Source organism: Nostoc sp. UHCC 0870, assembly GCF_022063185.1.
Classification (GTDB): Bacteria; Cyanobacteriota; Cyanobacteriia; order Cyanobacteriales; family Nostocaceae; genus Trichormus.
Window position 1 is genome coordinate 1,206,680 of the sequence record NZ_CP091913.1, and the last position, 22,321, is coordinate 1,229,000.

Below are 22,321 nucleotides of genomic sequence, written 5' to 3' on the forward strand. Positions count from 1 at the left end.
AGTTATCAAATTATTATCAGTCCTCGAATTACCCCACCCTAACCCTCCCCTTGGAAAGGGGAGGGAACTAGATTTTCCGGTTTCCCCCCTTTCCAAGGGGGGATTAAGGGGGGTAAAACCTTGATATAAAAAGAAATTTTACTGTATTCTTAGCTTGAGGTAGTAGTCAAAACCACCTTTTGACGCATAGCACGTTTGCGATCGCTCTTGCGCGTTCCTCCAGCCATTTGATACTCGTGGCTATTATTACCGAACTTATAAGCAACACCACGCAAAATGCTCTCAGAATAGTCTGCTAAATCTTCTTCATATTCAACTATCTGAGTTAATAAAACATCAATACTGGAAAGAGTGGTATTGTAAGCTTCCAGAGATTTTCTGAGGCGTTCAATTTTTTTGGTATAATCTTGAACCGTCAACCCCTCTCCTACATCTAGAGTTGGACTAATAGATTTAATGCTTGCTAGACGTATCTCAGCTTTATCAAGCATACGTGAATTGCGTTTTTGTCTTGCCATATTTAATACTTATCTTCCAAATTGACCCTAACTCTATAGTGGACATTTGTTTAAGGCGTTGTCATACGTAAAATTGTTGATTTTTATGAAAAAATTTAAAGATTAGGTAATTTACAGCAGTTATTATTTATCTGACTTTTTACGTGATGTGGAAAAGTTAACGTGAAACCTAACCCCCAACCCCTTCCCTACAAGGGAAGGGGAGCAAGAATCAAAGCCTCTTTCTTTGCAGGAGAGAGGTTTGCAGAGGAGTTTTCTAGATGCCGTGAAAAGTTAGATTATTAATAACTTCCACATCGCTTGAACTTCTTAACGTTAAAGTGGAAGTTGCTACAAAGTGCGCGAAACACGAAAACGTGAAGACATAAGTTACATCCGGGAAAGCAGAAGTTACATCCGGGAAGACAGGAGTTACTTCCGGGAAAGCAGAAGCTACATCCGGGAAAACAGAAGCTACATCTGGGAAAGCAGAAGTTGCCAAGCTAAAATCAAAACAAACTAGAAACTGTCTTGCTATGGTAGCCATCCCCCAACAACCGCAAAAAATGACTGTCGAGGAATATCTCGCATGGGAACTACAGCAAGAGCTTCGTTATGAATATGTTAATGGCGAAGTTTTTGCCATGACTGGTGGTACAATTCCTCACAATGACATTGCACTGAACTTTTACAGAGTTTTATACCCACATTTACGTGCTAGAGGTTGCCGAGTGAATGTGTCAGATGTGAAAGTGCAATTTAATACTAAAAATATCTATTATTATCCTGATTTAATCGTCAGTTGCAACCCTCAAGACCTGAATGCTCGCAAATTTATTCAAAATCCCACAATAATTGCTGAAGTTTTATCCCCTGGTACGAGTAGCAAAGATCGGGGCGAGAAATTCACTAATTACTTAACAATTCCCTCTTTACAAGAATATTTATTGATAGATTCCGAAAAAATCTCTGTTGAACGTTTCTGTCGGGGAGAGGGAAGAATGTGGCTTTACTATCCCTACACTGAGGGAGATATGATCACACTATCTAGCATAGAATTTGATTTTGCCATAGCAAAACTCTATGAAGGTGTGGTATTTGCACCAGTAGAAGAATAGATAAAACAAAAGCGATATCTTATGATGCCAGCACTTCATCTAAAATCACGATGAATAAGTTTGACACTGTTCTTAGTTGTCGGTCATTGGTGAGAAACTGGGTACAGCCTAATGCTGTAGCTGTTGCAAGATGAATGGCATCGGGTGTTCTCAATGAAGGTGTAATAGCACGCAGTCTTGCTGCTTCCTTCAAGATGGCCTGACTAATGGGAACTAATTGTATTTGGGGTGATTGCAACAATCGCTCGTAGGCATGAATCAGAAACATATCTGAATTTCTCATTGGTACGACTAGGGTTTCCATCAAAGTCAGTTCACTGGTAAAAACTTCAAGGTTTCCTGTCTGAAGGTTATTCCATAGAGGATTCAGCAACATTCCATAAATTGGGGTCTGTTCAACGGCGTAAATAATCGTTACTGTATCAATGTATATACGGTCAGCATTGGAAAAAGTTAGTTGTCCCATGCTTCTTTCTCTACCTGTATATCTCGATTGATTTCTTCTACACTTCTGCCGACAGGGCGTTGTCTATGGATTTCTTCAAGCAATGTCAGAATGGATTGGCTTTTTAGTGCAGGTTTCTGTTCTGGTAACAAGACAATCACCTCAATAGTTTGTCCTACTGAGGTTAAGGCAGTATCATTAGGCAAATTGATTTCAATTTTGTTGCCTGGTAAAACTTGAGTTTCAATTCTTAACGCCGATTGCATCTTGTCTGCTCCCATTTAAATTTGCCCTATATTGTATTAATCATGGCGCAGATTTGGCTATGATGCGATCGCATATTGGGAAAATCTGCTTTTGTGCGATCGCCCCAGCACCTAAAGCAGTAATAATCAGAGAAATAGGGTCAACCATAGTTAATCCTTAATAATTGATAACAGGGAAAATACTTATCTTCTACGGTTATATTATCAGCGATCCTATAAGTTATTATGCGTATTAGCTGCATTATAAATTTGATGAAACTCTCTATCACCAATCCACAACACAGACATGGTTTGTACACACATCTTTACTAAAGAGAGTTGCAATCTGTCAAACCCAAGTTAAACTGCAAATATCAGCCACCATGACAGGAAACCATTGTGAAAGCTAGATGGATTATTACAGCAGTTTCAGCAGCATTATTTTTTGGCGGTAGCCTGTTTACCTCACTGCGCGACCCTTGGTTTCAAAATTTGCAACGCCCTGACTGGTTGACCTTTGAATTTATCATCCCGTTTGTTTGGACTTTAATTTGGGCGTGTCTCACCATCTCAGCCATTATTGTTTGGGAGAAAAAAACTAGACAAGGTTCTCGACCTTGGCTTTTGATGGCTATTTACGCATTAATTGCTATCCTCACTTCCACCTACAGTCCCGTTGTAGTAGAACTGAAAAGCCTCACAGGGGGAATAATTCTCGGTGGATTAGCCACACTTTTGGTCTACATTCTCGCTTTTGTAGTTAAGCCAATTTCCCAAAAAGCCGCTTGGCTATTCCTTCCCTACGCACTTTGGGGGCCTTTCGGGACGTATCTAACTTGGTTATTACTGCAACTCAATCCCGGTGCAGGGGTTTAGTTTTAACAGTTCGTAGTAAGGACTTTAGTCCTTAAATGTAGGTTGGGTTAAGCGCAGCGCAACCCAACATGAACCTCAGAAACTCAACATAAATATTTGTGTTGGGTTTTCTTACGTCAACCCAACCTACAACTGATATATCAAATATTTTTTACCCCACCCTAACCCTCCCCTTGTAAAGCTACGGTGTACACAGAAGTTATCGAATCACTCCAGTCCTTGGTTTACCCCACCCTAACCCTCCCCTTGGAAAGGGGAGGGAACTAGATTTTCCGGTTTCCCCCCTTTCCAAGGGGGGATTAAGGGGGGTAAGAATGTGATTAACATCACAAGATATCACTTTTCAAACAACCTCTCAGAAAAATAAGGACTAAAGTCCTTACTACAAACGGTAAATATAATGCCCAATCCCCAGTTATTTCCTTTGATACACAAGACTCTATCGTTTGCTAGAGGCAGCAATAATCATCATTTTCTAAGCTTTTGGTGACTTCGATGATCTTTTGCGCTCAAATAAAAGCAAATTATGCAAGGTTTTCGCTTAGGTTCTTTCTTCGGTTTTGAAATCCGAATAGACCTGTCTTGGTTAGTAATTTTCTTTCTTGTCCTGTGGACTCTAAGCACAGGGTTATTTCCTGCTAATTATCCCGGATTTGACAATGCTACTTACTTTGGCATGGGCATAGTAGCAACATTACTGTTCTTTGCATCCTTACTAGCTCATGAACTTTCCCACTCTTTTGTAGCTAGGTCAAAAGGAATTCCCGTTGAAGGTATTACCCTATTTATCTTTGGTGGAGTTTCCCGCACTCGGATGGATGCAGAAAACCCAGGGGATGAATTTCAAATAGCCATCATTGGGCCTGTTACTAGTTTTGTACTATCTGCCCTATTTGGCTTGCTTTGGTACATAGGCAGAAATGCAGGTTGGAGTGTGGTAGTTAATGGTGTGACTTCTTACTTAGCATCCATTAACCTGATCCTCGCTATTTTTAATATGTTACCAGGGTTTCCTTTAGATGGCGGTCGTGTCTTCCGTTCTCTGGTGTGGAAGTACACAGGTAACTTGAAGAAAGCTACACAAATTGCCTCTACAGGCGGTAAATTGCTGGGTTATTTACTGATTGCTTTGGGTATATTACAGACATTTGGTGGTGCTGTTTTAGGCGGACTCTGGTTTGTTCTAATTGGTTGGTTTCTCTACACTGCTGCTGAAGCTAGTTATGAGGAAATTTTGCTGCGTACCAGTTTGCAAGGAGTACGAGTCAGGGAAGTTATGACACCCTATCCAGAGACAGTAAATGCTGAGTTGACACTGCAAGAATTAGTAGATAAATATTTCCTCAGTCGCCGTTATCATTCTTTTCCAGTCATGGAAGATAGTAAACCGATAGGCATGATTACTTTAAATAAAGTTAAGGATATCCCGCGAGAAGAATGGATGTATCGCACTGTTCAAGAGACGATGATTCCTACACAAGAGGGGATAAGTGCGCGACCAGAAGAACAAATGTCTCAGGTACTAGAAAAAATGCAAACATCAGGAGTGCGGCGAGTGCTAGTCATTCAAGATGATTTGCTTACAGGTATTATTACCACGAATGATATAGCGAACTGGCTACAGCGACGACGAGAGTTTGGGGAAGTTGCTTAACTAATCGGCAGCAATTGAGGTTTCTGATAATAAATCTGTATCATCTGCTGATATTTCTGGACTGATAATTCTGACATGATTAAAAAATCGAGATATCCAAGGTAAAGCGATGAGAATGCCTGTTAAAACTATCAAAAAGAAGGAGATACCAAAAATTTGGTCACGGGGAATCTCTAACACACCCCGCAAAATTACCTCCCGTAAAGCAGAAACTATAGTAATTTCTGCGGCTGCTCCTACTGAGATTTTCTGTGTTTGTAAATAGTCAATTAATAAGCGAAATAACTCTACTAAAATTAAAATAAACAAAATATCAGATGTGACTTCCCGTAAATCTAATGGGTGTAAAAAAGATAAAAACATATCACCTAGACGGATGAGCATCACGCAAAACAAGCTCATGCAAAGAGAAATAATAATAATGTCTTGAAAGACTTCTAGATTCGTGACAATTGTTTTTCGGTTGAACCAGGTATTTAACTTTGTGATTATCCGTTTGGGCATATTACTCCAGTGCATTATGGGGTACACTTTTTCATGATAGACAATTTAAGAAACAAAAATTATCATAATTCAATGAGTTTTTAGAGTTTTGATAACAATCTAAAATGCTCAATATTTACATAATTTTAAATGTATTCAAATTCACTTTTTCTAGTTGGTAGGGTGTGTTATGCCGTAGGCTAACGCACCTTGAATTGATGTATAGTGTTTCTTTGTTGAGTAAGTTACAAGAACCCCACCCCCAACCCCCTCCCCGCAAGCGAAGAGGGGGCTATGATGTATCGCAACTTTTAGAAAAATCAACTCTCCCCTCGACCGAAGCTACGGTGTACACACAAGTTTTGGCGCAGTGTATCTATCCCCCCTCGGAATCAATTCCGAGTCTCATAGCGTAAGTCCACTCAAGAGGACTCAAAGAGAAATTTCATTTAGTCCACTTGAGTGGACTTTAGCTATTAGCCTAGAACTTAAGTTCTAGGTGGGACAGGGTTCAGCGTGAAAATGTTGGATTTGTGTGTACACCGTAGGCGACTGAAGAGTGATGAATTAGATAATAGTTGAGCCTGGAAGTTCCGTAACTGGTGCTTCTCCCCAAGTTTCGATTTGGTTGAATGTATGCCTGGTTAAAGGATAAAATCGCACGCTATCTTCTGGGAGTTTGACTTGCTTTCGGAGTCTTTTTTTTAGTTCTTTATATTTATTTTCGTTAAGAATACATTCAAACACTGAATATTGAACTCGTTTACCATAACCTTCTAATAAATCTGAGACTTTTTTGCGTCTTTTGTCGCAAGGGATGTCATATACTACTATATAAAACAGCATTAATTAACGAATCTGATAAGGATTATATAGTTGACTAGGCTGATAAACAAATTCTTTAAAAAATTTAATTTGCTGGGTCATTAAATCCCAACGAGGTTGTTTTTCCCCTTTGGCATTTTGTACTTCTTCTTCTAGACGTTGTAAGAAATATTTTATATATTTGGGACGACCGTAATTATTTAAATAGCAACCGCCATTGTGATATTCAAAGTCTGTTTGCACATCCATGACTTTGCTGTTGACTAACCACAGTACCAGGGAATCAATAATAGGAACACGAAATTCTTCGATTAAATCGGAAGCAAGCGCAGCGTGGCGTTCTGTCCCTTGATGTAAACAAGCATAGTAGGGGTCTAGTCCTTGAAGTTCAATTAATGTGAGTAGATGATTCCACAGAATTTGATATCCAAAACTTAGCATGGCGTTCACCGGATTCCCCGGAGGGCGGCGACTGCGGGCTAAGAAGACAAAATCAGGATGATTCAAACATTCACCAAATGCTGAAAAATATTGTGCTGCACCAGCACCTTCTAAGCCCATGATGCGTTCAATTGTTTCAGATTCACCTACTTTTTGCAACAATACTTCTAAACTTTTAATAGCGATATCAGCAGAGGTTGAGGGTTTACGTCGCTGCTGTCTCATCAAAAATGTGCGACTGTTTTTTAGTTTGGCTTGGATGATTTTTCTGGCTACTAAAAGGCGTTCTATTTCTGTTAGGTTTTGCTGGTAGCGGGATAACTGACGATATCCTCTTTCAATTGGCATGAGCCTACCATAACAGTATCCCATTCGAGATAGGTAAGCTATGGGAATATTTCGCCAAAGACAAGTACGAATTACTTGTGTCGTAATTTGGGATTTACCGAATATTAGGATTTGTTCTAGTAGTGGTAATTGTACTTCACCTTGAATGGTTTCTCCTTGTTTAATGATGATGTTTTCAGCTTTGAGGGTAATGTAACAACCTTGTTTGGATACGTAAAGTGTCCGCATAATATGTTAATATAATATTCAAGGTAAATTAGCAGAAATGTGGTTGGTTAATTTTCGTTTTCTTTGGTTAGTTGTGACTGTTTAGCGATGACTTCAGCTAGTAATGTTTTGATTTGTGATGGTTGCAAGAAATTAACTACAGCATCGCCGGCGGTGGCGTTAACAAAACTGGCTACTGTGACTAAGATTGTATTGATGATGACGGCTGCTAGCCCCAAGGGAGCGATTAATAGGATAATTAAAGTGATACCGCCATTAAGTATGGCTACTCCAAAGTTACGAACTAATGCAGCACGGGAGGAGATATACATAAGTTTTATGGTTGATGCTTGTGCGAATTTGTTCTATGCCTTAAGGTAAGGGCTGGTTTGGGATGATGCTAGTGTTTTCATGCGAATGACGAATTTTTCCTATCGTTCTGTTTTTTCTGCGCCGGGGTGGCGAAAATCTGGAAAGGCTTATTTTTTCGTTGAGGCGGCCGATGTCTTTCTGTGTAAGGGTTTTAGGCGTTTTAATTCTCTCGGTTGATGCAAGATTTGCTGCATTTATCGACCCGGCCGCAAATGGCAGCTGGACATTAGGCTCTGTAAGGGTTTAAATAGGGGTGGGTCACTTCTATTCAATGAAGTGGAATTAATGGAAACTGAGCACCAGCACGCTGTCGTCCAGCTCGGCGGCCAGTCACTTCTATTCAATGAAGTGGAATTAATGGAAACCAGTTTAGATATACCTACATAGTATTTTTATTTGCGTCACTTCTATTCAATGAAGTGGAATTAATGGAAACAACCCATGTTGCAGCAAGAGTTCCGTTAGAAAATAGTCACTTCTATTCAATGAAGTGGAATTAATGGAAACACTATTTACTTTATTTGCAGCATTGACAATGCGCTTTGTGAGTCACTTCTATTCAATGAAGTGGAATTAATGGAAACTATATCTTCCTGCGGGACAAGGTAACGTCTATGCCCACCTGGGTTGTTGGTGTCACTTCTATTCAATGAAGTGGAATTAATGGAAACCCTCATCTTCAAATGCTTCTAATTCTGTGCCTTCTCCTGTCACTTCTATTCAATGAAGTGGAATTAATGGAAACTTTATAGATGCTCTGTTCGCTTCGCTTATAATATCGGAGTCACTTCTATTCAATGAAGTGGAATTAATGGAAACATCAGTAATGATACTTAAGTGTATTAAAAGTGCAGATGTCACTTCTATTCAATGAAGTGGAATTAATGGAAACATCTTCATCATCTTCATACATACCTGTTAAATCTAATACTTTTTGTCACTTCTATTCAATGAAGTGGAATTAATGGAAACTTTTACGTCTATTAAGTATAGGTTCTCTATAGGGATTTCGGTCACTTCTATTCAATGAAGTGGAATTAATGGAAACTCTTTTAATTTGTTTTAATTGTTCTTCATTTAGGTCACTTCTATTCAATGAAGTGGAATTAATGGAAACGTTTGATCACCAAACCCAATGGTGGTAAGAGAAGCATAATTAGTCACTTCTATTCAATGAAGTGGAATTAATGGAAACTTGATATACTTCGCTGTCCTTACGTTGATGATACGACCGGTCACTTCTATTCGATGAAGTGGAATTAATTGGAAACCCCAACAATTCCAGGCGAAGAGGTCAGCAAAAGTAGGATAATTGTAGATTGGGTTGGGTTTCGTTCCTCAACCCAACCTACGCAAAATCATGTTTTTAGTTTTAACTGAACCGTATTGACTTTTATTCACACAAATATATTCATCAAAATAAAAAAGTCGAGATATCAACATCCCGACCCTTACCAAATATATATAAAATTTTATTTATTATTATTCATAAACCTTGAAAATTGCCTCACCCATCCCTTTAACTTTAATAATTAACTCTTCAGGTTTTACCACCCTAACATTACCACCAAACCCAACAATCCATCTCAAAAACTCTACATCACCCAAATACCATTTAGGTAATACCAATTGAAAGCGATTAGGAAAACATTTATTCTGCGTTCTCTTTAGGCAGAAAATCGACTTAGGCAACCTTGAATGCCCACTTTCTCCAGGAAGAGACATTTTCATCTGTTGCGGTGGAAATCTTTTCGTACCTTCAGCGATAAATCGAAATATCATATCATTAAACCACAACTCTATTGTCATACAAGCCTGAGAACGTTCTTGTTTAATATGACTAAGAAACTGCTGCTGGTCACTCACACTATACCCAAGAAAAATACCAGGACTAGCAGCATAAAGTTTTTGCAACTGCTGTAATGACTTCTCTTGTTCCTGTCTAGAACGTACTCTTTCTTGAAATTGACCGATAAACAATCTATCCAAACGCTCAAACCGAAAAAGTCCAGCATACTTTCCTCCCTCACATTCATAACCCAAGTACCATGCTTGGTTACAAAAGACAATTTGCAAAGGAAATGCTAGAAAAAAACCTTCTTCGTCCAGCGCAAACTTACCCCCACCCGGAAAGCGATTAAATTCCAGCAGTTGTCCCTTAACGATCGCTTCCTCAACTTGCTGTAAATTCTTAGATAGGGCATCTGACGGTAAAAACTCTGGGTCTATTATATTCCGGTTAGCGATCGCCCGTACTGGATATACCTGACTCACCCCCAATTTACTTTGTACCATCCGCATGGCGAAAGTTTCATAAATCTCCAACGCCACGGGGTCATTTAGACTTTTCGCCTGAGATTGCAGAACGTTAAACACCTGACTTAACTCATGGGGTGACAAAATCGCCGTCCCTGCAAAATAGCCGTCTCTCAGGGGAAATTCTGGTAAGATTTTATAAGGCTTCAGCACCTTTTCAATATCCTTGCGGACGGTATCTAAGCCATCAATATCAATAATTCCATATTGCCCAAGTGCAGAAACCAAAGTGGGTAAACTTCCCTGGCTGGTATCTTGTAACAATGGATGATGCAGGATAAACCGAATGATTTGGACTAACCTCTGGAACGTGTAGAAGTCCGAATAGCCATGAGTCACAAAGGAAGATGGTGTAATGGCGTGATTAACTGGTGGGGTAATAGGGGAAGATAAAGCAATAGTATTGACCCCAATCAAAGAATTTTGCTCTAACCATTCTAAATCAAATGCGATCGCCCCAGCATCAGCATAGATTTGACCGCAAAATTTACCGATGAAGGCGGTAACTTCTTCTATGGAACTAGCAAATTCAGGAACATAACCAAAAATGGTTTCTAGCAGACTGGGGTGATTGAATTGCAAACTTCCCATCCCCGGATAGCGGATGATTAAGGAAATGAGATACATCAGGCGTTCAAAGTCCAGCAACCGACTGTAGGAATGTAAAGTAATGTGGCGATTGCGGTTAGCACGGTTAGTTAGTGTACGTGGTAGCTGTTGGATTTGGTTTTGAATCTGTTGAATGTGGAAATTTGGGGAAGTGACATCAATTGCTTTGACTGTTGCAAAACCTTCTGCTGCTATCGGCGGAAACTCTTGCAGAGATTTGTGCATATTCTCAATAATGATATCTGGAACTTGGCGCGTGCGCTGTTGATTCCAAGCCTTGCAAATTGCAATAGGGGTTTGTAAATACCACCCCATCCACTGAACATCAACCCCATTTAACTTTTTGAGCAAATCCATCCGCCAAACGCGCTTGGCGTTAGTAGCATCATAGATTACGCCATCACCTTGAGCCAGCGTATTCACAATCTCAGAGGTAGCAACTTTCTCTATCTCTGTCCACTCCCCCTGGATATTCGCATCGCCGTATAGTGAGGCGCGAATTGCGTCAGTGGAAACAATGCGATAATTCCCCAACTTTGCTAGTTCTGTGGCGAAGGTGGATTTTCCGCTACCAGGGACACCAATGAGGAAGTGACAAATCATTAAAAATTTCAGCCTAAAAGTTTTTCTACTTTCACTTTTAGCCTTTATTTGTTTGTTGTCTAGGGTTTTCAAGCGAACAACGAAATAGTTCGTAATTAAAATTTTAGCATTTTAGGCGATCGGTAAAGTTTTCGGAGTTGATTTTCGAGTCCTAGATTCAGTTACAGCGTTTCCATTAATTCCGATTTTAAGCGATCGGTAAAGGATAGTGATTTACGGGGTAAGGGCAACTCCATTGCAAGGTTTCCATTAATTCCGATTTTAGGCGATCGGTAAAGTGATATAGAGGTGAAAGATTTCTTTGAACATACTGAAGTTTCCATTAATTCCGATTTCAAGTAATCGGTAAAGCGGAGGTATATTTGCTTGCTTCGATACATTGCTTGGTCATGTTTCCATTAATTCCGATTTCAAGTAATCGGTAAAGGCAATTGGGATTAAGGCCTGAAGTTGCTGCCAACGGTTTCCATTAATTCCGATTTCAAGTAATCGGTAAAGTTAGACTACTTTTTAACCTCTCTTGCAGATAGATTAAGTTTCCATTAATTCCGATTTCAAGTAATCGGTAAAGCTTTTGACAGGGAGGTAGGCAACCTTACCACATATTGTTTCCATTAATTCCGATTTCAAGTAATCGGTAAAGGTTAATTAGTTTTGGGAAGAAAGTAGTTTCTCCCCTACTGGTTTCCATTAATTCCGATTTCAAGTAATCGGTAAAGGAGGTGGCTAATTTGCCCGATGGAACGCACGTTGAATTGTTTCCATTAATTCCGATTTCAAGTAATCGGTAAAGCTAAGGCTGAGGAGCAAAAAATGAACAAACGTTTCCATTAATTCCGATTTCAAGTAATCGGTAAAGGAGGGATCAACTTGCACAAGCCGAAATAGTATTTAGTTTCCATTAATTCCGATTTCAAGTAATCGGTAAAGGCCTGAAGAAAAAAAGAAGAAGAGCAAACAACAATGTTTCCATTAATTCCGATTTCAAGTAATCGGTAAAGTTTAATTACGCTTTTAATAAGGCTGGAGAAGTTTTAAATTGTTTCCATTAATTCCGATTTCAAGTAATCGGTAAAGTATTAAAGACAAGGCGGAAATCGCCTACTTTAAGTTTCCATTAATTCCGATTTCAAGTAATCGGTAAAGGAGACAACAGGACGAATGGCTAGAGCATGACCTTAAAATAGTTTCCATTAATTCCGATTTCAAGTAATCGGTAAAGAGTTCGTTCAGCAGCCTTTACCCCGTAAGGGTTTCAGCCGCCAAATCGACACCACTCTGAAAAACATTATACTATGTTGTGCGAAATTGAGTAAAACACATCCCTAAAATCCTTACCCAATAAGCAATCGACACCACTCAACAAAAAAGATAAGGTTTCAGCGATTTGGTGAGTGGTGTCGATAAAAGGGTGTTAGCCATTACTCATCACTCATGACTCTTCCCCTGAAGCTTGCAGTATTCGTGTTAGCGGGAATTTGCCTGATTCATCCTTTCACTCAGTCACACCAAAAAATTTCGTCATTCGCATGAAAAGGTATTTACATCCTCAATTTTTCCGACAAGATATAAATATCACCGCAATTCACCCAACATTACATAAATCCCAACTCCCCCAATCAAGAATTATTACAAAGTATAACTACTGAATAAAAATTAAAATTTCTAATGTAATTTAGACAAGGCTGCATCCAGTGGACTATGGTAAACGTGATAAAATATACAGCAATCACCTTTGCTCCCGTACAAGGATTCATTGAGAAATCCCGTAAACTTAGAGACTTGTATGGTGCATCATTAATTCTTTCCTATCTCAGCCAGCAACTAGTAAAAGAAGCAGAAAAAACCACAACAGTCATTTCCCCAGCACTCCCCAACATCCAAAAAGGAATGCCAAATCGCATCCTAATTAAAGGAGAATTTTCTCAACAACAAGTAGAAAAAACCCTGCTATCGGCGTGGAAAACAATATTACAAGAATGTCGCCATTGGATAGAAGCCAAATTACCCGACTATCAATATTACTGGGAAAGAGAGTGGACAAACTGGGGAAACCACGCCTGGGAAATCTTCTGGGGAGAAGGCCATAATATCCAAGCCGCAATGGATAACCTAGAAACCCGCAAACTCTCCCGTAGATGGACTGCGGTTAACTGGATAGGCGAGAGTTCTAGCTTAACCGGTACAGATGGAATAGCCTTTCCCGGCTTAGGTGGAGAAGCTAGAAACCCTAAAAATCGCCAATGGACTATCGAAAAAGATGATATTAAAACCTTCTATCAACGCCTCGCCTGTGTATTAGAAAATCGACCCCAAGATACAGAACCAGAAGGTAAATTTTTCGCCCTGAATGAGAAATTAAGTATACCCGAATTAGTCAAACGGTTAGTTACCCTCCCAGAAATTGCCCACAACTTGGGGATGTCTAAACTAGAAAGCTTCAGTGAAATTTATCGCAGACCAGAATCAAAAAACGACCAAAGTAAAGGACGCTGGACAGGTTGGTTTATGGGTGATGGCGATGAAGTGGGAGACCATCTGAAAAAACTAGCAGAGTTAGAAAATGGTGATGAAGAACTGCAAATATTTAGTCAAGCCATGCGCCTTTGGGGAAAAGACTTTACCAGAGACTTCCCTCAAGACATCGGTCGAGTAGTTTATGCAGGTGGCGACGATTTTTTAGGTGTAATTTATCGAGAGAAAGACCAAGAACCGATTACAGCTAAAGAAGCATTTGCATGGTTAATTACCCTACCCCAAATCTGGAAAAAACATGACCAAAAAATCGGCTTAAGTGTCGGCTTTGTGTGGGCAGCTTCTAGCGTCCCCCAAAGGGATATTCTACAACATTGCCGAGAAGCCGAAAAGCTAGCCAAATCTTCAGGACGTGGGCGAGTCACCATCAGAATATTGTTTAACAGTGGTCAATATGTGCAGTGGACTTGTCCTTGGGATTACCTGGACATATTGACCAAATATAAAGATAGAGAAGGTCAAGCAAATTGGAGTCATATTTATCAAGATTTAGCACAGTTAGAATCACGCCGTGCTTTCAATTTAGATAAAAAAACCTTCGTTGAAAAATTCGCCATTGAATTTTTTGATCTTTACTTTCGCGGTGCAGGTCAAGAATTACTAAATTATGAACGGGCTAAATACCTTGTTGGTTTTAGTGATGAAGATGAGAATTATGAAAGAAGTCAAGCTATAACTAATTGGATTAGCAACTTAATTAAAGTAGGCTGGCATTTATGTTCAAATACCTAATCACAATCAACCCTTTAGGATTAATGTATGGAAGTGCCGGCGCATTCCTATCACCAGAAAACTTAGTCGGTCGTTCTGGTGCTAAATTCCCACCGGAAGCCGCGACTCTCTCAGGTTTAATGTTTAGCATTAACAAAATTACAGAAACATTTCCTCAGCATGAATTACGTGATAACCTATTTGTAGCCGGTCCATTTTGGGCAAAAAATCAAGACAAACAAAACTTTTATGTTCCCATTCCTTGGCATAAAATAATTGCCAAAAAATCAGTAGATGAATGGCAATTAAAAGATGGTCAATGGCAATTAGAAAACAAGAGTGAAAAACTAGAACCTGATTATCGTTGGCAAACCATCAACTCTTGGGGAATTGCACCCAAAACACTCCAATCCAATCAATCAGTAGCAGGGAATCCTTGGGAATATATTTCCTTTCTCCATCCCAAAATCAAACATTCAGAACGTTGTGTAGAAGATTCCGACGGATTATTTCTAGAAAACTCCGTCCAAATGTCAGACGACAGTTGTTTAGTTTATCTCTCTAACTATCCCATAGAACCCGGTTGGTATCGTTTTGGCGGTGAAAATCACATTGTAGAAATCGACTGCGAAAACATTACCAATAAGAAATTCTTAGACCTATTAAATCAACCAATTAAACGCACCTTCGCCTTAATTACACCAGCCATATGGGGTTCTAACCGCTTCTCTTCCCGCCATCCCCAACATGAAACTTTTCCCGAAACCATCGAAATGTTAACCGATAAACCACTACCCTACCGTTACCGCGCCAAAGGGAACTTAGGGAGAGGACGTTACGCAGTTCCGGCTGGTAGTGTGTATGTTTTAGCAGCACCGATAAATAAACCTTGGTGCGAATGGGATAAAGCATGGTTTCCCAAAGAAGGTTACAGCCTCAAACAACTAGGATGCGGTCTATGTTTACCAACAGAAATTAAAGGATTAGCCTAAATGTACAAAAAAGCCTATGGCATTATTGAAACCTTAGCACCACTCCATGTAGGTGCAACCGCCGGAGAAGAAAGCGGTAATTTAAACCTAATTTTTCGTGACCAATTTACCCAAACAGGTATCCTTCCCGGTAGTTCAATTCGTGGTCGCCTACGTTCCGAAATGCGCCTCATAGATGGAGAACAAGCCGCAAATTATTGGTATGGTAACGAAGCCGGGTCAGAACAATCAGAAATTAACAACGAATCCATCATCAAATTTGAATACGCCTCCATTCTCTGGCTACCCGTATTTTGTCCCGGTCAACCAATAGTCTGGGTAACTAGTCCCCGCCTACTCCAACGCTACCAAAGAATTGCCGGCGATACAGTCAAATTTAACGGTCAATCTCTCAAAGAAATTGACATACCCGACCCCTACACAGGTGCAAAAAACTTAAAAGCCAGAGAATCCCAAGGTAAAAAAACCTTATTTTTCAACCTAGGATTTTTGACTATCAACAAAACCGCAGACTTATCACCTTGGTTTCCATCGGGAAAAGAAAAACCAGCCGTCATAGTAGACGATAGTGACATTGCCATGATTCATGACATGGCATTATATCGCCAAAGTCGTGTCCGCCTAAAACCCGACCAAAAAGTAGTAGATGGAGGCGGCTTCTTTAACACCGAAGCCTTACCAGAAGGAACAATCTTAATTTTCCCCATCGCCATCAAAGACGATAAATCAGAGAAAAAATGGCAACCCTTAAATGATACTCAAACAGACATTTACCTTGGAGGATTAGAATCCATCGGCTTCGGTCACTGTAGCTTAACCATAAATGGTGTGTAATAGAATCCTCGCTACAAATCCAAATTTCTTTTTAATTACGAATTACGTTAGCGTAGCGGGACGTTAGTCCATTACGAATTACGAATTACAAATTAGTATCACTTATGACTTGGAAATCATACAACTTAGACCAAGAAGCACAACGCCTAGTCCTCAAACACCGCGACCAAAAAGGAGTCATTGGTCAATCCCACAAAATGCGAATAACTGTAGCTTACGGCTTAGAAAGATTTTGGGGAGAACAACTAAGACTCTTAGACAAAGAAAAAGCAAAAGGCGAATACTGGCGCGACACCTGGAAAAGCTTCGTCAAAATCATGCAACTAGCAGGAATTAAACTTCCCCAAGAAGACGTTAGCAGTAGAGACACACCACAAATTCAACAAATCGCCGCTAAATTATGGGAACTACCCATAGAAGACCAAAGAATTTGTTTAGCCGTCCTCACGCAATTTTGTGACAGCTTAGTCTGGTGGACTCAACGCTATAAAAAATCAGGAGTTGGCGATGACTAATAGTAATGAAGTCCCCTTAATGTTTCAAGCGCAAATCTCAGGACGCGGACAAATTCAATATATCAGAAATCCCGAACAGTCTGAGAGATGGGTTGATGAATGGGTAGAAGGTGCAGCATTTGATGCTCCTCAATTTAGCACCAATGTCAAAACAAAAGAATATAAAATCACTTGGCGATTTGTTTCTAACAGTGGACAAGACGAAGATATCATTCGGCCAGTCATCGCCGCCAAAGGATTTCCATACTACCCAGGCGCAAGTATGAAGGGTGCTTTTTTACGCGCTTGTACCTCAGAACAAGGTGAAAGATATTGCGGCGGACAATTAACTAACAACGATACCCAACCGGGAATTTTACGCTTTCATGGTGGTTATCCCAAAGATGCAACCTGGGTAGAACAACCATTAATTGACGTAGTTCATCCTCAAGAAAAATGGCAAGTTAAAGATAACAGTAGCCACTCAGCCTTTATTCAGATATCTCTCTATCAACCCACCTTAGTATTTGGTATTTCCAGCACCCAAATATTAGCAGATAGTGAATGGGAAACTATCTGGAATATTTGGGATAAAGCCATAGAAAGAGGTATCGGTTCTAGAGTCAGTGCTGGTTACGGTCAACCTATAAATCACCCTGAAAGCAAGTTAGTTACTGTTAACTTGCGTGGACAAGGTTTAGCCTCGCAATTAATTGATAAAACAGGCGAATTTCGACCCAATATTTTTAAAGCCGCCTTACGCGGTCACACTCTGCGGTTATTTAGTGGCGTTACCGATGAGAATACAGCCGAAGCATTAACCAGAGAACTTTGGGGAGGTTTCGCTGGTAAAAATGGTGCAGTTGTGGGACAGTTAGGAATTGCCTTTAATGCCGTTAATTTAGAGATGGATAAATATAGATATGGTAACAATACCATGCCTACTTATGAATTAAATTCAGGAACTCTCAATATTCTCTGCATGGGTGCGTACCCCAAAGAATACAAAAAAGAATTGAAGGTATTAGCGACACAAATTTTAAGATTTGCTATGCTGCTGGGTGGTTTTGGTAAATCATGGCGACGCATTGACCACCGCATTTTCTTTGAAGAATATGATAAACACTTGATAGGCTGTCATTGGCAATTTACACAACAATCAAATCAATACTACTTCGCCGTAAATAGCCTCAGTCATATCACTAATATTTTGAATGATATTCAGAAAACTGTCAACAATTGGCTGAAATTAAAAGGGAAGACTCCAAGTAATCAATTAAGTTCTTGGCGTGAATCATTCCATTCCCAAAAAGTGCAAGTCTGGGGACGTATTGCAGCAGATGAAGACGATAGTTTAGCTGTGAGATGGTTTCATGGTAATTACCAAGGAGTGAAATCAATTAAAGGTTCAATTCTCACAGGGAAGATGGGTCAAATTGGCAGAATTTGGCATCGAATGTATCCACACTATATTAGTGTATGCAAATCAACCTGATTATTACCAGTCAGATTTAAAATTCCCACTACTTGATACATATCATAAATATTTTATAGAAGAAAACATCAAGCCGGAAAAAATTATAATTTTGCTCACCGACCAAGCGCAAATATTTAATCAAGACAAAATTATTTACGAAAAATGTCCCTATTGGCAAGATACCTGCACACTTAAACCTCTATTAGAATGGTATTTTCAACATACTTTTTATTGTCAGCCAGAATTTTTATATTTAGTACCAACAGAATCAGGTAAAGGTAAAGGTATAGATAATTGGAATGAAACCCTTTCACTAGTAGGTAAAACATTAGATAATTTAACCGATAATCCCCTAAAAACAGTTTATATCAGTCATCAAGCCGGAACGCCAGCGATATCTTCTGCTGTGCAATTTGTTAGCTTAGGTAGATTTAAAAATGTTAATTTTTTAGTTAGTAATGAATATTTTGATGATAATTATAACCCACAATCGAAATCAGAAGCTATTCCCAGTTCTAATTATTGGCGCGGGATGCAAATTCAAAAAGCCAAGCAGTTAATTACGAGTGGATTCCCTGGTGCTGCACTCAAATTATTAGATAATATAGACAAAATAGATGAAAATGCTATTGCTAATTTAGAGAAGATGGTTAATTTCTTCAATCTCCATAATCCGCTAACAGCTACCAGTGAAGATTTTGAAATTCCCCAAGCAACTCAGCGAATTGTTGACACTCTTGACCTCATTGGTTTTTTCTTAAATCAAAAAAATTATCTCCAAGGTATCACCCTACTGGCGGCGGCTCAAGAAACTTTTTTAAAGGTGGCTATCCTATCACAAGTAGCACTGATTAATGAAACTGTGATTTTAAATGGTAGTTCTCGCAAAGTTTCAGAATTAATAGCATGGACTGCATCAGGTTTATTTTTAGAGAAATCTGTTAAAAATGAGAGTATTAATATTAAAAAAAATATTTTACAAAAATTAAAGTTTCCTGTACATCATCAATTTGCATTTGATACAGATAAGGATTTTGGAGTGACTAATAAAAATTTTGGTCTGGTTGCTTGGTTAAATAATATAGATAAAAATTTTGTCAAATGGCCTTTATTGCTATGGTACTGTGACTCTTATAGAAAAACAGAAGATGACCTACGTAACCAATTAATGCACAACTTGCGCGGAGTCAAAGATAAAGATGTCATAGCATATTTATTAGCAGATAACGATCATAAATTAACTGAGGTGATGACAGCTTATGTAAATCATGTCAAGCAACCCTTTTTAGAATCAATTAATTATTTCAAACTTCCTTATAAAAGAGATAAATTGCCTAAGAGACTTCAAGAAATAGCAGACTCTCTTAAGTAAAACGGCACGATTAATGCACACTCACTCACTAAGTAAGTAGTGGTAATAAATTCAATCATTTTAAGTAATGTAAGAGGGTGTTTGAAAAGTCTAAATTAATACTAGCCCCGGCGATTAGAAATCGCGGCTATACAGACGAAACCCACCTCCGTGGGTTTGAAAGTCCTAGTTTTTGGTTAGTCCGCGCAGGCGGACTTTGTTTGTGTAGTAGCGAATTATATTCGCCCAAAACTTTTCAAACATCCTCTAAGGTTCTTGTAATCGAGTTCGTAGTAAGGACTTTAGTTCTTATTTTTTCCCTGCGAGACGCTTACAATTGATACGACGCTGTCAAAGCTACAGCCAGACCATCCGCCGCATCATCAGGCTTGGGAATATCTTCTAAATCTAACTCCCGTGCTACCGCTTCTTGCACTTCTGATTTATCAGCATTGCCATAGCCAGTCAAAGCTTGTTTAATTTGAGCAGGGGTAAATTCTACATAGGGTAGATGGTGCTGCGCCAAGGCTAACATAACTACGCCTCTGGCCTGTGCCACTAGGATAGTGCTTGACATACGATAGAAAAACAGTTTCTCAATCGCTACCAAATCTGGCTGCAAATGATCGATTAGGGTATGTAAATCATCGAACAAGGTACACAGGCGTTGTCCCATCTCTGTGTCTGCTGAAGTCTTGATTACCCCGAAATCTAAGACACTGACTGTTGTCTCTTGTATACTGGTTGGGCTTTTTGTACAGGTAATTGCCCCAAATCCTAAAATTGCTAGTCCGGGATCTAATCCTAAAATACGCTTTTCCATGAAATTTTATTTGGCAACTTTGATGATCTGCCCTTAGTGTAAATGCAACGGGAAAGTTTCATAACTTCATACTTGGTGTTAAAACCAGTTAGTGTACATTTTCTGTTAATTATTGTTTGTACCACTGTTCCGAATCAGGTATGTCAATAGGTTTTCTCAGACAAGCTCTCCACAGGCTGCAAAAACAATCGCGCGGTCGCACTTCCCATCGGGTGAACCAGTGGTTTAAATGGTTATCTCCTGGACTCTCAATCAAACGTTGGTTGCTGATTAGTGTCGGGGGTGTACTGCTGGCAATTTTGGGGTTGGCGATTTCGATTAAGCTGACCCCCATTTTTTTGCTATTGGAATTACTAAAGGGTTTTTTGAGTGCGATCGCTAATATTTTACCCAACTATGTCAGCGGCCCTCTAGTAATACTTTTTGGTTTGTTATTGGTGCTTTGGGGGCAAACCCGCACTGTGGGTTCAATTACTCAGGTGCTAAGGCCAGATGCCGAAGAAGAACTTATTGATGTACTTTTAGCCCATCGCCGATTGTACCGCGGCCCCAAAATAGTTGTGCTTGGTGGCGGTACAGGACTATCAAATTTACTCAGGGGATTAAAAACCTATAGTGCTAATATTACCGCTATTGTCACCGTTGCTGATGATGGTGGCTCTTCTGGCAGACTGCGCCAAGAGTTTGGAGTTTTACCGCCAGGAGATATTCGCAATTGTCTAGCAGCTCTCGCAGATGAAGAAAAGCTATTAACAGAATTATTTCAATACCGTTTTCGGGCTGGTGATGGGTTGACTGGGCATAGTTTTGGCAACTTGTTTCTCACAGCCATGAGTGAAATTACTGGGGACTTAGAAAGGGCTGTAGCTGCTAGTTCTAAAGTGCTGGCGGTGCGAGGACAAGTTTTACCGGCTACTTTAAGTGACGTTCGTCTGTGGGCAGAATTAGCTGATGGTCGCCGCATCGAGGGCGAGTCTAATATTCCCAAAGCTGGGGGTAAAATTGTGAAGATTGGTTGCGTTCCTGATAACCCTCCAGCTTTACCAGCTGCTATTAAAGCTATTAAAGAAGCTGACTACATTATTATTGGCCCTGGTAGCCTTTATACCAGCTTAATTCCTAATTTGTTAGTCACGGGAATTGCTGATGCGATCGCTCAAACCGAAGTTCCCCGCATCTATATTTGCAATATCATGACCCAACCAGGGGAAACTCAAGGATATAGTGTTGCTGACCACATTCGCTCTATTGATGTGGCTTGTGGGCAAAGACAGCTTTTTGATGCGGTGTTAGTCCATAAAAAATCCCCCTCAGCCAAATCACTCATCCGCTATGCTCAACAAAATTCTCACCCTGTTTTTTTAGATAGAGAAGCTGTATCCCAACTAGGACGAAGAATTGTCTTAGCTAACATTCTGTATGAAGATGAAATTGGCTGCGTGCGTCACAATCCCCAGAAGTTAGCAAAAGTCCTATTAAAGTGGTACAGTGGCGCGCATCATGGAAAATAAGAAATCAGCTGTCGCCCACTAACAAAGCTCATCGTTTCGTGTCAACTGTTGGCGGTTGACTATTGACCATTGACTAATTATGAACATTTTACTTAAAGATGCAGACGCAACGCTTAACTTAGGTATCAAGCTGGGGCAAACTCTGATTCCTGGGAGCGTCATCTTACTAGAGGGTGATTTAGGTGCTGGTAAAACTACATTAGTACAAGGAATTGGACAAGGTTTAGGTATTACTGACCCTATTGTTAGTCCTACTTTTACCCTCATTAATGAATATTCTGAAGGACGCTTACCCCTTTACCATCTTGATTTGTATCGTTTAGAACCACAAGAGGTTTCAGCATTAAATCTAGACATTTACTGGGAAGGTGTTGAGGTGACTCCGGGTATTGTAGCGATTGAATGGGCAGAACGAATGCCCTATAAGCCAAGTATTTATCTTCAATTGCATTTGACTTATGGGGATGAAGGCACTCGTCAAGCCGAAATTACACCGTTTAATTGCACCATCAACGAATTGATTGCTAATTTGTGAAAAGCTCTTGTTAAATTTT

Annotated in this window: 21 protein-coding genes and 2 CRISPR repeat arrays; of the genes, 11 read left to right on the forward strand and 10 right to left on the reverse strand. The window is 39.7% G+C overall.

The window, feature by feature from the left end:
- Positions 1-149 precede the first annotated feature (149 nt).
- Positions 150-518, reverse strand: a complete 369-nt coding sequence (locus L6494_RS05360) for a hypothetical protein (protein ID WP_237991952.1) — start codon at positions 516-518, stop codon at positions 150-152.
- 256 nt (positions 519-774) lie between these two features.
- Positions 775-1,044: a hypothetical protein gene (locus L6494_RS05365; protein ID WP_237991954.1), complete on the reverse strand. Its 270-nt coding sequence runs from the start codon at positions 1,042-1,044 to the stop codon at positions 775-777.
- Here L6494_RS05365 and L6494_RS05370 point away from each other — a divergent pair.
- The gene (locus L6494_RS05370; RefSeq protein ID WP_237991957.1) at positions 1,034-1,615 is read left to right on the forward strand and encodes a Uma2 family endonuclease; all 582 of its coding nucleotides are present in this window, start codon (positions 1,034-1,036) and stop codon (positions 1,613-1,615) included. The genes L6494_RS05365 and L6494_RS05370 overlap by 11 nt on opposite strands.
- 19 nt (positions 1,616-1,634) lie before the next feature.
- Here L6494_RS05370 and L6494_RS05375 read toward each other — a convergent pair whose 3' ends face one another.
- Positions 1,635-2,081, reverse strand: coding sequence for a type II toxin-antitoxin system VapC family toxin (locus L6494_RS05375; protein WP_237991961.1), 447 nt, complete (start codon positions 2,079-2,081; stop codon positions 1,635-1,637).
- Complete coding sequence (locus tag L6494_RS05380; protein WP_237991963.1) at positions 2,069-2,341, reverse strand: hypothetical protein; 273 nt, start codon at positions 2,339-2,341, stop codon at positions 2,069-2,071. Before L6494_RS05380 ends, L6494_RS05375 begins: the two co-directional genes overlap by 13 nt.
- A gap of 363 nt (positions 2,342-2,704) precedes the next feature.
- On the opposite strand from L6494_RS05380, the gene L6494_RS05385 reads away from it, so the two are divergent.
- A complete protein-coding gene (locus L6494_RS05385) occupies positions 2,705-3,181 on the forward strand; it encodes a TspO/MBR family protein (protein ID WP_237991965.1) in 477 nt (158 codons plus the stop codon).
- A gap of 526 nt (positions 3,182-3,707) precedes the next feature.
- On the forward strand, positions 3,708-4,835 hold the full coding sequence (locus tag L6494_RS05390) for a site-2 protease family protein (RefSeq protein WP_237991967.1): 1,128 nt from the start codon (positions 3,708-3,710) through the stop codon (positions 4,833-4,835).
- Here the strand turns inward: L6494_RS05390 and L6494_RS05395 are convergent, their stop codons facing one another.
- The 5 genes from L6494_RS05395 to L6494_RS05415 all read right to left on the reverse strand — a co-directional run bounded on the left by L6494_RS05395 (position 4,836) and on the right by L6494_RS05415 (position 11,039).
- The gene (locus tag L6494_RS05395) at positions 4,836-5,339 is read right to left on the reverse strand and encodes a phosphate-starvation-inducible PsiE family protein (RefSeq protein WP_237991977.1); all 504 of its coding nucleotides are present in this window, start codon (positions 5,337-5,339) and stop codon (positions 4,836-4,838) included. It lies immediately after the preceding gene.
- Between the two features lie 546 nt (positions 5,340-5,885).
- Positions 5,886-6,164 carry a CRISPR-associated endonuclease Cas2 gene (gene cas2 / locus L6494_RS05400; RefSeq protein WP_237991991.1) on the reverse strand — a complete coding sequence of 93 codons (279 nt, stop codon included), beginning with the start codon at positions 6,162-6,164 and terminating at the stop codon, positions 5,886-5,888.
- A gap of 3 nt (positions 6,165-6,167) precedes the next feature.
- Positions 6,168-7,160 (reverse strand): CRISPR-associated endonuclease Cas1, encoded by a 993-nt coding sequence (gene cas1 / locus L6494_RS05405; RefSeq protein WP_237992000.1) that lies wholly within the window; start codon positions 7,158-7,160, stop codon positions 6,168-6,170.
- Positions 7,161-7,207: 47 nt separating this feature from the next.
- The gene (csx18, locus tag L6494_RS05410) at positions 7,208-7,471 is read right to left on the reverse strand and encodes a CRISPR-associated protein Csx18 (protein WP_190709989.1); all 264 of its coding nucleotides are present in this window, start codon (positions 7,469-7,471) and stop codon (positions 7,208-7,210) included.
- Positions 7,472-7,768: 297 nt separating this feature from the next.
- A CRISPR array of direct repeats spans positions 7,769-8,781; the repeat unit is 36 nt; unit sequence GTCACTTCTATTCAATGAAGTGGAATTAATGGAAAC.
- Between the two features lie 212 nt (positions 8,782-8,993).
- Entirely contained in the window at positions 8,994-11,039 is a 2,046-nt protein-coding gene (locus tag L6494_RS05415) for a WYL domain-containing protein (protein WP_237992002.1), read from the reverse strand.
- A gap of 168 nt (positions 11,040-11,207) precedes the next feature.
- Positions 11,208-12,261: direct repeats of the CRISPR family, unit length 36 nt; unit sequence GTTTCCATTAATTCCGATTTCAAGTAATCGGTAAAG.
- Between the two features lie 479 nt (positions 12,262-12,740).
- Between L6494_RS05415 and L6494_RS05420 the strand changes: the two genes are divergently transcribed.
- From L6494_RS05420 to L6494_RS05445, 6 genes are all read left to right on the forward strand, one after another.
- A complete protein-coding gene (locus tag L6494_RS05420; protein ID WP_237992004.1) occupies positions 12,741-14,306 on the forward strand; it encodes a Cas10/Cmr2 second palm domain-containing protein in 1,566 nt (521 codons plus the stop codon).
- The gene (locus tag L6494_RS05425; protein WP_237992007.1) at positions 14,291-15,277 is read left to right on the forward strand and encodes a type III-B CRISPR module-associated protein Cmr3; all 987 of its coding nucleotides are present in this window, start codon (positions 14,291-14,293) and stop codon (positions 15,275-15,277) included. The genes L6494_RS05420 and L6494_RS05425 overlap by 16 nt, the downstream gene beginning before the upstream one ends.
- Positions 15,278-16,111 carry a type III-B CRISPR module RAMP protein Cmr4 gene (gene cmr4 / locus L6494_RS05430; protein ID WP_237992016.1) on the forward strand — a complete coding sequence of 278 codons (834 nt, stop codon included), beginning with the start codon at positions 15,278-15,280 and terminating at the stop codon, positions 16,109-16,111. It begins immediately after the preceding gene.
- A 104-nt stretch (positions 16,112-16,215) separates the two neighbouring features.
- The gene (locus L6494_RS05435; protein ID WP_237992018.1) at positions 16,216-16,626 is read left to right on the forward strand and encodes a hypothetical protein; all 411 of its coding nucleotides are present in this window, start codon (positions 16,216-16,218) and stop codon (positions 16,624-16,626) included.
- Positions 16,619-18,100, forward strand: a complete 1,482-nt coding sequence (locus tag L6494_RS05440) for a hypothetical protein (RefSeq protein ID WP_237992020.1) — start codon at positions 16,619-16,621, stop codon at positions 18,098-18,100. Before L6494_RS05435 ends, L6494_RS05440 begins: the two co-directional genes overlap by 8 nt.
- On the forward strand, positions 18,042-19,454 hold the full coding sequence (locus L6494_RS05445) for a hypothetical protein (RefSeq protein ID WP_237992022.1): 1,413 nt from the start codon (positions 18,042-18,044) through the stop codon (positions 19,452-19,454). The genes L6494_RS05440 and L6494_RS05445 overlap by 59 nt, the downstream gene beginning before the upstream one ends.
- 310 nt (positions 19,455-19,764) lie before the next feature.
- Here L6494_RS05445 and ruvC read toward each other — a convergent pair whose 3' ends face one another.
- Entirely contained in the window at positions 19,765-20,256 is a 492-nt protein-coding gene (gene ruvC / locus L6494_RS05450) for a crossover junction endodeoxyribonuclease RuvC (RefSeq protein WP_237992025.1), read from the reverse strand.
- A gap of 140 nt (positions 20,257-20,396) precedes the next feature.
- On the opposite strand from ruvC, the gene L6494_RS05455 reads away from it, so the two are divergent.
- Entirely contained in the window at positions 20,397-21,767 is a 1,371-nt protein-coding gene (locus L6494_RS05455; protein WP_237992027.1) for a gluconeogenesis factor YvcK family protein, read from the forward strand.
- A 79-nt stretch (positions 21,768-21,846) separates the two neighbouring features.
- On the forward strand, positions 21,847-22,302 hold the full coding sequence (gene tsaE / locus L6494_RS05460; RefSeq protein WP_237992038.1) for a tRNA (adenosine(37)-N6)-threonylcarbamoyltransferase complex ATPase subunit type 1 TsaE: 456 nt from the start codon (positions 21,847-21,849) through the stop codon (positions 22,300-22,302).
- Positions 22,303-22,321: the final 19 nt, after the last annotated feature.

Coding starts and splice junctions, on each gene's coding strand:
- L6494_RS05360 (WP_237991952.1), bottom strand. CDS start 518: ATGGCAAGACAAAAACGCAATTCACGTATGCTTGATAAAGCTGAGATA.
- L6494_RS05370 (WP_237991957.1), top strand. CDS start 1,034: ATGGTAGCCATCCCCCAACAACCGCAAAAAATGACTGTCGAGGAATAT.
- L6494_RS05365 (WP_237991954.1), bottom strand. CDS start 1,044: ATGGCTACCATAGCAAGACAGTTTCTAGTTTGTTTTGATTTTAGCTTG.
- L6494_RS05375 (WP_237991961.1), bottom strand. CDS start 2,081: ATGGGACAACTAACTTTTTCCAATGCTGACCGTATATACATTGATACA.
- L6494_RS05380 (WP_237991963.1), bottom strand. CDS start 2,341: ATGGGAGCAGACAAGATGCAATCGGCGTTAAGAATTGAAACTCAAGTT.
- L6494_RS05390 (WP_237991967.1), top strand. CDS start 3,708: ATGCAAGGTTTTCGCTTAGGTTCTTTCTTCGGTTTTGAAATCCGAATA.
- L6494_RS05395 (WP_237991977.1), bottom strand. CDS start 5,339: ATGCCCAAACGGATAATCACAAAGTTAAATACCTGGTTCAACCGAAAA.
- cas2 (WP_237991991.1), bottom strand. CDS start 6,164: ATGCTGTTTTATATAGTAGTATATGACATCCCTTGCGACAAAAGACGC.
- cas1 (WP_237992000.1), bottom strand. CDS start 7,160: ATGCGGACACTTTACGTATCCAAACAAGGTTGTTACATTACCCTCAAA.
- csx18 (WP_190709989.1), bottom strand. CDS start 7,471: ATGTATATCTCCTCCCGTGCTGCATTAGTTCGTAACTTTGGAGTAGCC.
- L6494_RS05415 (WP_237992002.1), bottom strand. CDS start 11,039: ATGATTTGTCACTTCCTCATTGGTGTCCCTGGTAGCGGAAAATCCACC.
- L6494_RS05420 (WP_237992004.1), top strand. CDS start 12,741: ATGGTAAACGTGATAAAATATACAGCAATCACCTTTGCTCCCGTACAA.
- L6494_RS05425 (WP_237992007.1), top strand. CDS start 14,291: ATGTTCAAATACCTAATCACAATCAACCCTTTAGGATTAATGTATGGA.
- cmr4 (WP_237992016.1), top strand. CDS start 15,278: ATGTACAAAAAAGCCTATGGCATTATTGAAACCTTAGCACCACTCCAT.
- L6494_RS05435 (WP_237992018.1), top strand. CDS start 16,216: ATGACTTGGAAATCATACAACTTAGACCAAGAAGCACAACGCCTAGTC.
- L6494_RS05440 (WP_237992020.1), top strand. CDS start 16,619: ATGACTAATAGTAATGAAGTCCCCTTAATGTTTCAAGCGCAAATCTCA.
- ruvC (WP_237992025.1), bottom strand. CDS start 20,256: ATGGAAAAGCGTATTTTAGGATTAGATCCCGGACTAGCAATTTTAGGA.
- L6494_RS05455 (WP_237992027.1), top strand. CDS start 20,397: ATGTCAATAGGTTTTCTCAGACAAGCTCTCCACAGGCTGCAAAAACAA.
- tsaE (WP_237992038.1), top strand. CDS start 21,847: ATGAACATTTTACTTAAAGATGCAGACGCAACGCTTAACTTAGGTATC.